This window comes from Glutamicibacter sp. NPDC087583 (assembly GCF_044743685.1).
Classification (GTDB): domain Bacteria; phylum Actinomycetota; class Actinomycetes; order Actinomycetales; family Micrococcaceae; genus Glutamicibacter.
In genome coordinates, this window is record NZ_JBIUWY010000011.1 from 22,181 (window position 1) to 35,324 (window position 13,144).

Genomic DNA, 13,144 nt, shown 5'->3' on the forward strand with positions numbered 1-13,144 from the left:
AAGCCGCATCCGGTACCGTGCCATCAACCGTTGCGGATCCGGCTACGCCCTGCCGGCGTAGTCGATGACAACGCGCCCATCGATCTTGCCATGGCGCATTTCGTCGAATACGGCGTTGATGTCTTCCAGCGGGCGGGTATGGAAGGTCGGCTTGATCTTCCCTGCCGCATAGAATTCCAGCGCCTCGATCATGTCCTGCCGTGTTCCCACGATCGATCCGCGGATGGTCAGGCCCTTGAGCACGATGTCGAAAATGGGTGCGGGGAAATCACCGGCGGGCAGCCCGTTGAACACGATCGTTCCGCCGCGCCGGGTCATGCCGATCGCTTGCCCGAACGCCTTTGGATGCACCGCCGTAACCAGCACGCCGTGCGTTCCGCCAACCTTCTGCTGGATGATCTCGGCCGGGTCCTGGGCGAAGGCATTGACGGTGATTTCCGCTCCATGCTTCGAGGCCAGCGCCAGCTTGTCATCGGCCACGTCAATGGCGATCACCCGCATGCCCATGGCCACCGCGTACTGCACCGCGATATGGCCCAGTCCGCCGATACCCGAAATAGCCACCCACTGGCCGGGCTTGACCTCAGTCATCTTCAGGCCCTTGTAGACAGTCACTCCCGCGCACAGCACCGGCGCGATTTCATGGGGATCCGAGCCCTCCGGGATGTGCGCGGCATAGCGGGAATCCACCAGCATGTACTGGCCGAAGGAACCGTCCACGGAGTACCCGCCATTGGACTGGGCTTCGCACAGCGTCTCCCAGCCGGTGCGGCAGTACTGGCAGTGCCCGCAGGCGCTAGCCAGCCACGCGTTGCCGATCATGTCCCCGAGCGCGACCTCGGTGACTCCTTCGCCGAGCTTTTCCACGATGCCCACGCCTTCATGCCCGGGAATCAGCGGAAGCTTCGGCTTGACCGGCCAATCGCCCTCGGCGGCGTGCAGGTCGGTGTGGCAGACGCCCGAGGCGATCAGCTTCACCAGCACCTGGCCGGGGCCGGGCTCGGGGATCGCGGCGTCCTTCACCTGGAACTCTTCGCCGAAGCCCTCGACTATTGCAGCTTTCATCTTGCTCATGTACTTTGTCCTTTGCATGGCATTCGAAGGTGCGGGGTGCCGGCTGGTGTTCGGGGGATGAGGCCAATCGATCCCCGGACGCTGTCCCGGCTGGCCCCGTACCTTCGAGGTCTGTTGTCATCTCATGCTGCTCGTGGCAGCTACTGCTCCTAGAAGAAGCCCAGCTTGTCTTCCGAGTAGGAAACCAGCAGGTTCTTGGTCTGCTGGTAGTGGTCCAGCATCATCAGGTGGTTCTCGCGGCCGATACCCGAGGACTTGTATCCGCCGAAGGCCGAGTGCGCCGGGTAGGCGTGGTACTGGTTGACCCAAACGCGTCCGGCCTGGATGGCGCGGCCGGCACGATAGGCCACGTTGCCATTGCGGCTCCACACCCCCGAACCCAACCCGTACAGGGTGTCGTTGGCGATGGAGATCGCGTCGTCGTAGTCCTTGAACTTGGTCACCGCTACCACCGGCCCGAAGATCTCCTCCTGGAAGATGCGCATGTCGTTGGTGCCCTCGAAGATGGTCGGCTGCACGTAGTAGCCGCCGGAGAGCTCTCCGCCCAGATCCGCCCGTCCCCCGCCGAGCAGCACCTTGGCGCCCTCGGACTTGCCGATGTCCATGTAGGAGAGGATCTTCTCCAGCTGGTCGTTGGATGCCTGGGCACCCATCATGGTGTCGGTATCCAGCGGGTGTCCCTGCTTGATGGCCTTGGTGCGGGCCACCACATCGCCCATGAAGCGGTCATAGATGCTTTCCTGGATCAGCGCACGCGATGGGCAGGTGCAGACTTCACCCTGGTTCAGCGCGAACAGCGTGAATCCTTCCTGCGCCTTGTCGTAGAAGGCGTCATCCTTGGCAGCGATGTCCTCGAAGAAGATGTTCGGGGACTTGCCGCCCAGTTCCAGGGTGACCGGGATCAGGTTTTCCGACGCGTACTGCATGATCAGCCGGCCGGTAGTGGTTTCGCCGGTGAAGGCGATCTTGCGGATGCGCTTGTTGGAGGCCAGCGGCTTGCCCGCTTCCACGCCGAAGCCGTTGACCACGTTCAGCACGCCTGCCGGCAACAGGTCGCCGATCAGTTCCATGAGAACCAGGATGGAGACCGGGGTCTGCTCGGCGGGCTTGAGCACGATCGCATTGCCGGCAGCCAGGGCCGGGGCGAGCTTCCACACGGCCATGAGCAGCGGGAAGTTCCACGGGATGATCTGCCCGACCACGCCCAGCGGCTCGTGATAGTGGTACGCGGTGGTGTCCTCGTCGAGCTGGGAGAGGCTGCCTTCCTGGGCGCGGATGGCGCCGGCGAAGTAGCGGAAGTGGTCAACTGCCAGCGGCAGGTCGGCATTCAGGCACTCGCGGATCGCCTTGCCGTTATCCCAGGTCTCGGCCACGGAGAGCATTTCAAGGTTTTCCTCGATGCGGTCCGCGATCTTGTTCAGGATGACTGCGCGTTCGGCCGGGCTGGTCTTGCCCCAGGCGCCAGCCGCCGCATGCGCCGCGTCCAGTGCTACTTCGACGTCCTCTGCGGTGGAACGGGCCACCTCGCAGAAGACCTTGCCGGTGACCGGGGTGATGTTCTCGAAGTACATGCCCTTGACCGGGGCTACCCATTCACCGCCGATGTAGTTCTCGTAGCGCGGCTTGAAATTGACCAGTGCTCCATCGGTATTCGGGTTTGCGTAAACCGCCATTGCTCCACGTCTCCTTAATCGGATGTCCTGGCCGCGACGGCATCATCGCGGAACCATGCTTGTGACTCTAGTCACATAAAGGTTGCAGGCAGGTTGCAACGGGTCCCAGATGACCGCAATGGCATGTTCGTGCCTGGCGGGAGGAACGGCAATGGCAAGGAACCTAGTTCTCGAGGGCCTGGACCTCGGCGACGACAAGTGAGCGCGCTGGCGATTGCGCAGGCAATTCGCGCAAGGCAGCTCGCAAGAGGCCAGGGTCAGCCAACTGGCGGCCCAGGTTCAGCAGCTGATGCGCAGTTCCTCGATCCAGCACCATTTCACGCAGCGCGGCCTCGGTCCGGTACAGCAGCGAGACGATGCCTGGCGCCTGGGAGCGGGCCAGCAGGCCCGGGGAGTACAGCGGCAGGGCGGAATCGAGATCGCCCTGCTCCAGTGCACGCCATAGGCGGCCAAGGGTCGTATGCAGGTCCCACTGAAGGCGGTACGGGCGTGAAGTCAAGGCACGCCCGCCTGGGCCCGCGAGTACCTTGCGCAGCCTGACGATTTCGGCGCGGACCGTGCCCTCGGCCGCGGAATCGGGACGCTCGAACAGCTCTTCCACCAGCTGGGCAGTGCTCAGGCCTTCCCGGTAGTGCGCCAGAAGGGTCAATATTTCTGCATGGCGAAGGGAAATCGGCACTGATCCCAGATGGGCCCCATCAGAGCGCCCCAAGTCCAGGTAGTCGGGATCGGCCACGACTCCGACACCCGGCAAGAGCAGCTGCGTTTCCGCAGCCATGACCGCCGCTTGCAGCAGCGGCAAGGAGTGCGTGGCAACGGCTTCCGGGCCACCGGTCAGGTCGATTGCGCCAATTACCTGACCAGTGCGCGGATCGCGGATCGGTACCGCCGAGCAGCTGTACTGCTGGGCTTGCTCATAGAGATGCTCAGCCCCCGAGACCTGCGAACCGGCCCCGGTTGCCAGCGCCATTCCCGGCGCGGATGTGCCAACACTCTTTTCTGCCCAGTCGGCACCTGCCATGAAGCCCACGTGCTCGGCTTGGCTCATCGAACTGGTGCTTCCCGCAACCCACAACAAGGTTCCGCCGGCATCCGCAAGGGCGACCAAGAGATTGGCGTCGGTTGCGGCGGGAACAAGGAGCTTTTCGAAAACAGGCCAAATCCGCTGGAGCTCGCTGCGCTCGCGGGCAAGGCGCAACCGGTCGTTGCTCAGAACCGGCGGTTCTTGAACCGAGCCTGTTTGGGCCAGCGACCGTTTCCAGGATTCGCGCACGTCATTGCGCAATGGGAGGTCGCCCAGTCCGGTTTCCTGCGAGGAGAGCAGCTCGCGGGCTTTTTGTGCGCGGCGAGTTGCGTTGGACCAGTCGATGGCAGATGTGCTCACGCTCCCCCTTCACCCCGTCGGAAAGATGGTTCTGTGCAGTTCCAACCAGACTAGGCGAAGAGGGGATGCTTGAGAAGAGGCGTGCTCCAACCCCTACTTCAACAGTTCAATCAGGGCATCCTCGTGGGTCAGCTGCGGGTGGTGCCCCGCGGAGGGAATGGAGTGCAGTCCAGCCTCGGGCCGGGACTCCAGCTGCCGGATTGCGGCGGGGTCCAATGGGTCTTCGGCTCCCCAGATAATTCGGAGCGGACCGTCATAGCGATCGAGCATCTCCCGCAACTGCCGGCGCCACTGCTTGGAACTCGCCAGGGCGAGATGGCCAGCTACCGCGGCGGCGGTACTTCGCTTCAGATCGCTGACGCTGGAGACCAAGGCAGTTGAGCTCGCCTCGTTGCCGGTCAATTGACGTGAGAGTTGCTCCGCGGTCGCATGGCGCAAATAGCCGCGGACCAGCGGCTGGAACCTTGGCGCCTTCCCTGCGGGCCCTTGCAAGAAAAACGGCGCAACCAAGGTCAGCGAGCGGACCTTGCCCGGCAGTCGACCCGCGGCGAGCGTGGCGGCGGCTGCCCCGATGGAGTGCCCGATCAGATCCACCGGGCCGCCTGCCAGGAGAGCGGGAAGCCACCGGTCCCAATCCGGGACGCCCCGTCCGCCGCTGAGCCCAAGCCCTGGCAGGTCAACGGCCCGTCCGCCAATGCCCTGAGCTACTGTGGCCCAGGTATCGGCATTTACCGGAAGGCCAGGGAAGATCAACCGGCGTTCCTCGCGGTCGCCCAGCTCAAAAGTTCTCACTCCCCCGACATCTACATAGCGGCGTGCCCCAGATGCCGCGGCCCCGAATCGGTGGGCGGCCAGATAGTCGGCCCAGCGCTCCAGAGAGGAACCAACGTCAGGCATCTGGATTCCGTGCCGGTTGGCGAATTCGATCGCGGGCCCGGTCGGATAGCGGTCCGCGGACATGAAGTGGAGCGTTTCCGGATCGGCTTTGGTGATCCACGAAGGAAGAGCCTTGATTAGTCCCACGGGCAAGCGCAGCTTGGGGACTTTCGCGCCAAGATGCCGGCCAGTTTCGGCCAGCAAGCGCCCCAGTGGCGCAGTGGCGTCATCCAGCAGCCAGTAGGATTTGCCTATCGCCTCCGGCGCAATGGCCACGGCCGCCATGAACGCAGCCATATAGTCGACCGTGAGCACCGGTAAGAAAGTCGAGTCACCTGCGGGAAGAGCTGCGGTTTTCCCTTCCCAGAGCTGCTCAATGGTGCCGGCCAGCCCGATGTGCTGGTCGGATTCCCCGGTAATGCTGTGGCCGATGACGCTGGCCGGATTGACGATGGTCCAAGGGATTCCGTGTTCTTTGCCGAGGGCTTGGAAGACCGCGTCGGACTCCACTTTCGAGGCTTCGTATGCGCCTAGTTTCCGGTAGAGATGATCGCGGTAGTCCTGCGGCCACGGAACCTTCGAGGGATCCTGCCCGCCGACTCGGTAGCCGGAAATATGCACAATGCGCTGCAGCTCTGGCAGCGCTGCAGCAAAATCCACCAGCTTCTCGACGATGCCAACATTAGCGCTGCGGGCTTCCTGCGGGCTCATGCCGAATCGGTAGGTGCCGGCGCAATTGTGAATTTCGGTGACGCTGGTGAAGGCCGCAGGTCCGCCAGCCAGGATTTCGGGGGCGTCGAAGTCGACGATCGCGGTATTGATCTCTTGTTCCAGTCCGTGCTGGCTCAGCCAATTCTTGACCTTCGCTGCGGATTCAGCATTCCGGACAGCTGCGGTTACCTGCGTTCGGGCGTCGAGGAGAGCAAGGATCAGATGCCTGCCGATTAGTCCCGATGCCCCGAAAACCAGCGCATGGCGAAGGTTGGCTCCGTGCATCAATTCTGGTCCCCTTCGCCCTGTTGGCGCAGGCCAATGAGGTCGGCTACCGCGTCGGCGGCGGCGAGAAGCGGCCGGGTGCTTTTCATCGCCCGGGAAACGATGGCGGCCCCTTCGATGGTCGAGACGATAACAGTTGCCAGGGACTTCGCTTGGGCATTGCCCACGCCATCGGCTTCGAGCAGGGCAGTGGTCGGAGTGATCCATGACTCGAATGCGGTGGCGCAGGCTTGCCGCAGGCGTTCACTTGAGTCTCCCATTTCCAAGGTCACCACTGACACGGGGCAGCCTAAGCGGAAGCCGCTATCGCTGATGATGGCGGCCAACGCTTGGATAGCAAGCTTGGCGGCTTCGGCAGCACCTCCTGCGCTCTGGGCGACCTGGATAATCATGGTCTCGAATTGCTTGGCGGCCAGTTCTACTGCGGCCACGCCCAGCCCCTCTTTCCCATCGGGGAAGTGGAAATAGACCGACCCCTTTGGTGCTGCAGCGTGCTCGATCACTGCATTGAGGCCGGTGCCGCTGTATCCGCTGGTCTGGATGAGTTCAAGCATGGACTCTGCGAGCCGTGCCTTGGTGAGGTCTCCTTTGGAAGTCATACAATTAAAAATAGACCAGTCTATATATTTTTACAATCCGGCCTCGCGAACGCCCCGGGCAGCGCATCCACTTGCCACGCGCGCCCAAGCAATCCTGGGCGCGACGCTGCAGAAGCGCTGAATCATGATCACCGGAGCCATGGATGATGCTTGCCCCGTCCAGGCTTTGCGCAAGCAGTCGCCTCAGGGCGCACTGGGGAATTCGCTCCGCTCATGCCCGACGCCTCGCCGAGGCAAGGGATGCGATCGCATCGGCCACCGCCTCGGGTTCGGCAAATCGGAAATCCGCGCACGATGCGCATCAGCACCCTGTTCCCGACATGGGAACGGCTGCTCGCGAGTGGCATGGGGGCGGCCCCGCGGCGCGCAATCCCAAGGCTAAAATTCGCAGGTGACATATCACCTATACAATGTCGATTGTATAGGGGATAAGTACACTACCCTCCAAAAGTTTTGATCCACCTCTTTACTTCCAGCCCATTCCGGGCGTAACATACAACCAAATGGTTGTATATGAGTTGAGCGAAGAACAGGCAAACAAGGTCTTCCGCGCCTTGGCAGATGCCACACGACGAGACATCGTGCGGCGGACGCTAAACGCCGAGGTGAGCGTTTCGGAAATTGCTGCAAGCTATGACATGTCTTTTGCGGCAGTTCAGAAGCACGTCGCGGCATTGGAATCCGCTGGTCTGGTCACAAAAATCGCACGTGGTCGCGAACGCATAGTTCGCGGGCAGCCGGATACCATCCGGCACGCGCAAGAGCTACTCTCTTCCCTCGAAGACATCTGGCGCCAACGCATCAGCCGGCTCGATGATTTCCTCGCCGATGGGGACAAATAAGGAGCATTCCCATGCCTGTCACATCCGTTGTCAAAGATTCCGAAGCACTCTCACTGACTGTCCACGCAGAATTTCCGGTCAAGGTTTCCCGCCTGTGGGATGCTTACCTGGACGCCCGGCAACTTGAAAAATTCTGGGGGCCGGTGGAATACCCGGCAACTTTCACCCGGCACGATGCCACCCCTGGTGGCCGCTCGAACTACCACATGACTTCTCCCGAAGGCGAAGAATTCCACGGTTACTGGATCTGGAATGAAGTCGTCGAGCACAAATTCTTTGAGGTCAGCGACGGCTTTGCGCACGCCGACGGCACTCCGAACCCCGACCTGCCCCTCAACCGCATGGTTTTCTCCTTCGACCCGACGCCTGAAGGATCAAAACTGACGATTACAGCAGTTTTCGATTCCGTTGAGGAGCTGGAACAAGTCGTCTCCATGGGCATGATCGATGGCACCCGTTCGGCCATGAGCCAGATCGAGCAAGTCCTCATCGACCTGCGCAATTACGCTGAAAATTTCCTCACCGATGCACAGATCCTGTCGGACACCCAGGTGCGCATTACCCGCTTGGTGCGCGGGTCAGTCGCGCAAGTCTGGCAGGCTCACCATGACGAGCAGCTCATGAAACGTTGGATGCTCGGCCCCGACGGATGGCAGTTGGCTGAATGCGTGACGGCGCAAGAGGTCGGCGAGACCTACCGATACTGGTGGGAACCGCTATCTGCCGATGCCGGGTCCGGCTTCGGCTTCACCGGAACCGTGCTTGAAACGTTGCCCCAGTCCTATGAACGGACCACGGAGCAAATGATCGGCACCGAGTACCCGGCCACGGTGAATGAATTAACGCTGACATCGAACCAGGGCGGCACCCTGCTGACGATCCTGATCACCTACCCAGACGCGCAAACCCGCGACATGGTGCTCTCCACCGGAATGACCGACGGAATGGAGGCCAGCTACGCCCGGCTCGAATCGATTCTCTAAGGGCGATTCGCCCCACATCCGGCGCCTTCGCGCGCGCAAATATGAAAGACTTAGACCCATGAGTTCTCAGAATGCGCGCGCAGGCCTGGATAAGAAGGCCGATCAGGTTCAGGAAATGTTTGACAAGCTGGCTCCTCGCTACGACTTGCTCAATACCTTGATGACCGGCGGCATCGTGAACTACTGGCGCAAGATCACCACCGAAGCGATCGCGCCAAAGCCCGGCGAGCGCATTCTCGACCTCGCCGCAGGCACCGGCACCTCCTCGGTCCCGCTCGCGGAAGCCGGCGCTGACGTCACCGCCTGCGACATGTCCCACGGCATGCTGGATGAGGGGCGCAAGCGCTACCCGCAGCTGAACTTCGTCTACGGAGACGGAACCGACCTGCCATTCGAGGACAACACCTTCGATGCAGTGACCATCTCCTACGGGCTGCGCAATATCGCAGACACCGAGAAGGCCCTGTCCGAAATGCGCCGCGTGATAAAGCCCGGCGGACGCATCGTCGTCGCCGAGTTCTCCACCCCGACGGTCGCCCCGATCAAGGTGGCCTACAAGCAGTTCCTGCCGCGCGCCATTCCCGCGCTGGGCTACCTGGTTTCCCCTAACCCGACCGCCTACGCCTACTTGGCTGAATCCATTGCGGCTTGGCCAGACCAGGACGAGCTGGGTGCCAAGTTCGTCAACGTTGGCTGGAAGAACGTGGAATACCGCAACCTGACCGGTGGCATCGTCGCCGTCCACCGCGCCTGGAAGTAGCGCTTCCCCAGAGTTCTCTTTTGGCCCGCATCCACTGGTGGAGGCGGGCCAAAATCCTTTAAGCGCCTGATCCGCGAAACCGGACGGTGTTTTTCTGCCCGCCCAGCTGGCATGCTGGTGTCCGTGAGCCAGACCCCTACCGAATCGCACCGCTCCGCTATGAGCTGGAAGCTGCTGCCTGCCTCCTTGCTCTCGGGGTCCGCAGTGCTGCTCTTCGGCGCCGGCAACGACCCGGTGGGCTACGGCCTGCTGGCCCTGAGCCTGCTGTGCGCAGCGGTCATCCAGCGCAGGCTCGCTCGGCATCTGGCATTGATCGCTGCAGGGCTGGTGATCATCAGCCTGGTTCCGCTCAACGCCGATCTGGACCTGGGCCACATGGCGCTGATGGGCGCAGCGCTGGCCGCCGCAGCCCTGCTACCCTGGCTGATCTCGCGCTTCGCCTTGCGCGAGCAGATCATCAAGTTCCCGGTGAATACCGGCCGCAAGTGGCCGCTGGCGGCGAAGCTGTACTTGCTGGGGGTGGTGGCCCTGGGCTTCTTCATCCTCCCGGTGTACCTGATCAGCACCGGTGTCTACCAGAACTGGCCGGACGCCTCGGACCCAGCCATCTTCTGGCGGCTCTTCCTCGGAGTTAATGCGGTGGGCATCTGGGACGAGCTGTTCTTCATCTGCACGGCATTCTCATTGCTGCGCCAGCACTTCCCGGACTGGCAGGCCAACATCCTGCAAGCGGTGATCTTCTCGTCATTCCTGTGGGAGATCGGCTACCAATCCTGGGGGCCATTACTGACCTTCCCCTTCGCCCTGCTGCAGGGGTATACCTTCAAGCTGACGAAGTCCCTGTCCTACGTAGTTAGCGTGCACCTGATCTTCGACCTTGTCCTGTTCCTCGCGCTGGTCCACGCGCACAACCGGGAATGGCTCCCGGTCTTCTTGTACTGAGGGGTTAACACCTGAATTCCTCCCTGCTACACTCGTTGGCATGGATACCTACTGAGCCAGCCAATGACCCCGCACCGATTCCGACCGGTGCATCTTGTTCATTTCGGCTACCGGCTTCGGTATCCTTTTCCTTTCCGGCTCCCCTGCGGGGTTGAGCCAATTCTGCGATCCCCCAAGCCGGCAGCCCCTTCGCAATTGCGGGAGGAACCTGCATGTCTTTGACACCACCAATTACCCTGAATAACCTCAGCTTCGCCTGGCCCTCGGGAGAACGCGCCCTGGCCAATCTGGACGGTACGTTTCCATCCGGACGGACCGGGTTGATCGGCGCCAACGGGAGCGGCAAATCGACGCTGCTCAAGCTGATCGCCGGGCAGCTGCACCCAACCAGCGGAACGGCAGAAACGAGCGCGCCGCTGAGCTACCTTCCGCAAACGCTGGCTTTGGAACAGGACGCAACCGTCGCCCAGCTGCTGGGGGTTCATCGGGTCCTGGCGGCCTTGGAAGCTATCGAGTCCGGCAGTGTCGACCCAGCGGATTTCGATGCGGTGGGCGCGAACTGGGATGTGGAAGCCCGGGTTCGAGCTGAACTGGCGCCGCTGGGCTTCGACGGGCTGGATCTGGGCCGCAAGGTAGCCACGCTATCGGGCGGGGAAGCAATGCTGCTGGCAGTGATCGGCTTGCGCATCGCCGATTCACCCATCACGTTGCTCGACGAGCCGACGAATAACCTCGATCGCCCCACCCGTGAACTGCTCTACGACCTTGTACGCGCCTGGAAGGGCACGCTGGTCGTGGTCAGCCACGATATCGAGCTGCTCGAGCTCATGGAGCATACGGTGGAGCTTTACGACGGGAAGCTCAGCGTTTTCGGAGGGCCCTACAGCGCTTACCGGGAGCAGCTCGAAACCGAACAGCAGGCAGCCGAGCAGGCAGCCAGAACCGCCCAGGCGTCCCTGAAAGTGGAAAAGCGCCAACGGGTAGAAGCCGAAACGAAATTGGCGCGTGCCAAACGCAAGGGGCGGGCCACCCAGCTTTCCGGAGGCATGCCGAAGATCCTGGCCAACCACCTTCGCCAGAAATCCGAGGCAAACGCCGGGAAGATGCGTTCCAACCTGGATGGCAAGGTCGATTCGGCACAGGCCCGGCTCGATGATGCCGATCAGCGGGTTCGGCAGGCAGAGCACATCAACATCGAGTTGCCCGATCCGCGGCTGCCCTCGGGCAAGCAGGTCGCGGCGCTGGGTCCAGCGGATCACCAGTTCATCATCCAGGGACCCGAACGCGTGGGCCTTGTCGGCCCCAACGGTTCCGGGAAAACCACGCTGCTCCAGCAGATGCTCGCGGGCGAAGCTCCCGGCCCCGGACTGGGCGGACAGCTCTTCCTGGACCGGGTTGGGTATCTGCCCCAGCGCCTGGACGGCCTGGATGGGGAACTGAGCGCCATGCAGAACGTGACATCGGTGGCGCCACAAGCAACCGCGAACGACGTGCGCAAGATGCTTGCCCGGTTGCTGCTGCGCGGTGACAGCGCCGACCGGCCATTGGCGGTGCTTTCCGGCGGCGAGCGTTTCCGGGTCTATCTGGCGACGCTGCTGCTGGCAGAACCAACTGCGCAGCTGCTCATCCTCGATGAGCCGACGAATAATCTGGATATGGACAGCGTGCGCCAGCTCAGTGAAGCACTGGGCGCCTATAAGGGTGCGTTGCTGGTAGTCAGCCACGATCAGCATTTCCTGTCGCAGCTGGATCTGGACTATTTGCTGGAGCTGGATGCGCAGGGAACCTTGGCGAAGTCCTACCCGAATCCAGTTTGCTAACCCCACGGCGGTGTGCTGCCGGTTTAGACTTGTTCAAAGCACACCGCCAAGGACCCCGAAAGCAAGTTGAGTATGTCCTACCCCCAGCGCACCGTCGAAGTCGTCAAGAGCGGCCTCGTGATCGACCAGTCCGCAACCCTGCTCTGGCAGGACATCAAACGTGCCTTCATCTATGAAACCGGTTCCGGCCAGGAAATCCTCACCTGCGCAGAATTCATGCTGGTCGAGGGGTACAGCGTGGAGATCAATAGCCAGATGCCCGGCTGGGACATGGCCATTGAGCACTTGCCGCAGCGCATCGAGAACCTGGTCGACGAACGCTAGAAACCGCTAGGAGCACCCATGGCTACGATTGTTCTTTTCCATCACGTCCAGGGCCTGACCCCCGGGGTGCAGGAGATGGCCGCAGAATTGCGCGCCGCTGGCCACACCGTGCACGCACTGGATCTGTACGCCGGCAAGCTGCCCAAGGATTTCGATGCCGGGATGCGCATGGCAGGCAAGCTGACCGCGGACAAGATCCAGGAACGCGTCGACAAGCTATTTGGCAAACTGCCCGAAGAGCTGGTCTACATCGGCACTTCCTGGGGCGCGGCCCTGGCCCAGCAGTGCGCGCAGCAACGTCCCGGCGCCATCGCCGCGATCCTGCTCGAATCCTTCGTGGATCTGGACGCCGACTGGAGCTTCGGGCCGTGGCCGGAAAATGTCCCGGTGCAGATCCATGGCATGGACCAGGACCCGTTCTTCGCGAAGGAAGGCGACCTGGAGGCAGCTCAGCGCTTCGTTGAAGCAGAGGGCGGCGATATCGCCCAGCTCTTCACCTACCCTGGCAATCAGCACCTGTTCACCGACAGCTCGCTTCGCTCGCATGATCCAGAAGCTCGCGCGTTGGTGATGGAACGCATGGTCAAGTTCCTTCAGCCCTACGTCTAGCACGAGGGCAGTCCGCTGGTTCCATGCCGGACAATAAATCGAAAAACCGGACCCGGCTTGCGTTAGCAAGCCGGGTCCGGTTTCATTTTGTGCGCCCTGCGGGGATCGAACCCGCGACCAATGGATTAAAAGTCCAGTGCTCTACCAGCTGAGCTAAAGGCGCACGGCACAAGGCCAAAATCCATACTACCTGATGGACCGGCATGAGTATTAATCGGCGTATTCCGCAATTCGGCAGCCCGTAATTTCCGCTGGATCTTGG

Annotated in this window: 12 protein-coding genes and 1 tRNA gene; 7 read left to right on the plus strand and 6 right to left on the minus strand. The window is 62.0% G+C overall.

All coding sequences use genetic code 11. The annotated features are described in order from the left end of the window. Positions 1-42 precede the first annotated feature (42 nt). The 5 genes from adhP to ACIOU9_RS17395 all read right to left on the minus strand — a co-directional run bounded on the left by adhP (position 43) and on the right by ACIOU9_RS17395 (position 6,602). Entirely contained in the window at positions 43-1,074 is a 1,032-nt protein-coding gene (gene adhP, locus ACIOU9_RS17375) for an alcohol dehydrogenase AdhP (RefSeq protein ID WP_332488507.1), read from the minus strand. 149 nt (positions 1,075-1,223) lie between these two features. Then, positions 1,224-2,747, minus strand: coding sequence for an aldehyde dehydrogenase (adh, locus tag ACIOU9_RS17380; protein WP_402697711.1), 1,524 nt, complete (start codon positions 2,745-2,747; stop codon positions 1,224-1,226). 163 nt (positions 2,748-2,910) lie between these two features. Continuing rightward, positions 2,911-4,131, minus strand: a complete 1,221-nt coding sequence (locus ACIOU9_RS17385; protein WP_332488511.1) for a GAF domain-containing protein — start codon at positions 4,129-4,131, stop codon at positions 2,911-2,913. Positions 4,132-4,224: 93 nt separating this feature from the next. Continuing rightward, the gene (locus ACIOU9_RS17390) at positions 4,225-6,003 is read right to left on the minus strand and encodes an alpha/beta fold hydrolase (protein WP_402697713.1); all 1,779 of its coding nucleotides are present in this window, start codon (positions 6,001-6,003) and stop codon (positions 4,225-4,227) included. Continuing rightward, positions 6,003-6,602 carry a TetR/AcrR family transcriptional regulator gene (locus ACIOU9_RS17395; RefSeq protein WP_105658987.1) on the minus strand — a complete coding sequence of 200 codons (600 nt, stop codon included), beginning with the start codon at positions 6,600-6,602 and terminating at the stop codon, positions 6,003-6,005. The genes ACIOU9_RS17390 and ACIOU9_RS17395 overlap by 1 nt, the downstream gene beginning before the upstream one ends. 503 nt (positions 6,603-7,105) lie before the next feature. On the opposite strand from ACIOU9_RS17395, the gene ACIOU9_RS17400 reads away from it, so the two are divergent. The 7 genes from ACIOU9_RS17400 to ACIOU9_RS17430 all read left to right on the plus strand — a co-directional run bounded on the left by ACIOU9_RS17400 (position 7,106) and on the right by ACIOU9_RS17430 (position 12,882). Beyond that, a complete protein-coding gene (locus ACIOU9_RS17400) occupies positions 7,106-7,444 on the plus strand; it encodes a helix-turn-helix transcriptional regulator (RefSeq protein ID WP_105658988.1) in 339 nt (112 codons plus the stop codon). Positions 7,445-7,455: 11 nt separating this feature from the next. After that, positions 7,456-8,427 carry an SRPBCC domain-containing protein gene (locus ACIOU9_RS17405; protein ID WP_402697714.1) on the plus strand — a complete coding sequence of 324 codons (972 nt, stop codon included), beginning with the start codon at positions 7,456-7,458 and terminating at the stop codon, positions 8,425-8,427. Between the two features lie 58 nt (positions 8,428-8,485). Beyond that, positions 8,486-9,187 carry a demethylmenaquinone methyltransferase gene (locus ACIOU9_RS17410; RefSeq protein ID WP_133835047.1) on the plus strand — a complete coding sequence of 234 codons (702 nt, stop codon included), beginning with the start codon at positions 8,486-8,488 and terminating at the stop codon, positions 9,185-9,187. A gap of 159 nt (positions 9,188-9,346) precedes the next feature. Next, on the plus strand, positions 9,347-10,129 hold the full coding sequence (locus tag ACIOU9_RS17415; protein ID WP_402697725.1) for a CPBP family intramembrane glutamic endopeptidase: 783 nt from the start codon (positions 9,347-9,349) through the stop codon (positions 10,127-10,129). Positions 10,130-10,341: 212 nt separating this feature from the next. Further along, positions 10,342-11,949 (plus strand): ABC-F family ATP-binding cassette domain-containing protein, encoded by a 1,608-nt coding sequence (locus ACIOU9_RS17420; RefSeq protein WP_402697715.1) that lies wholly within the window; start codon positions 10,342-10,344, stop codon positions 11,947-11,949. A 72-nt stretch (positions 11,950-12,021) separates the two neighbouring features. Then, on the plus strand, positions 12,022-12,273 hold the full coding sequence (locus tag ACIOU9_RS17425) for a hypothetical protein (protein ID WP_105658992.1): 252 nt from the start codon (positions 12,022-12,024) through the stop codon (positions 12,271-12,273). Positions 12,274-12,291: 18 nt separating this feature from the next. After that, entirely contained in the window at positions 12,292-12,882 is a 591-nt protein-coding gene (locus tag ACIOU9_RS17430) for a dienelactone hydrolase family protein (RefSeq protein ID WP_402697716.1), read from the plus strand. Positions 12,883-12,972: 90 nt separating this feature from the next. On the opposite strand, the gene ACIOU9_RS17435 is transcribed toward ACIOU9_RS17430, so the two are convergent. After that, positions 12,973-13,045, minus strand: a tRNA-Lys gene (locus ACIOU9_RS17435). Positions 13,046-13,144: the final 99 nt, after the last annotated feature.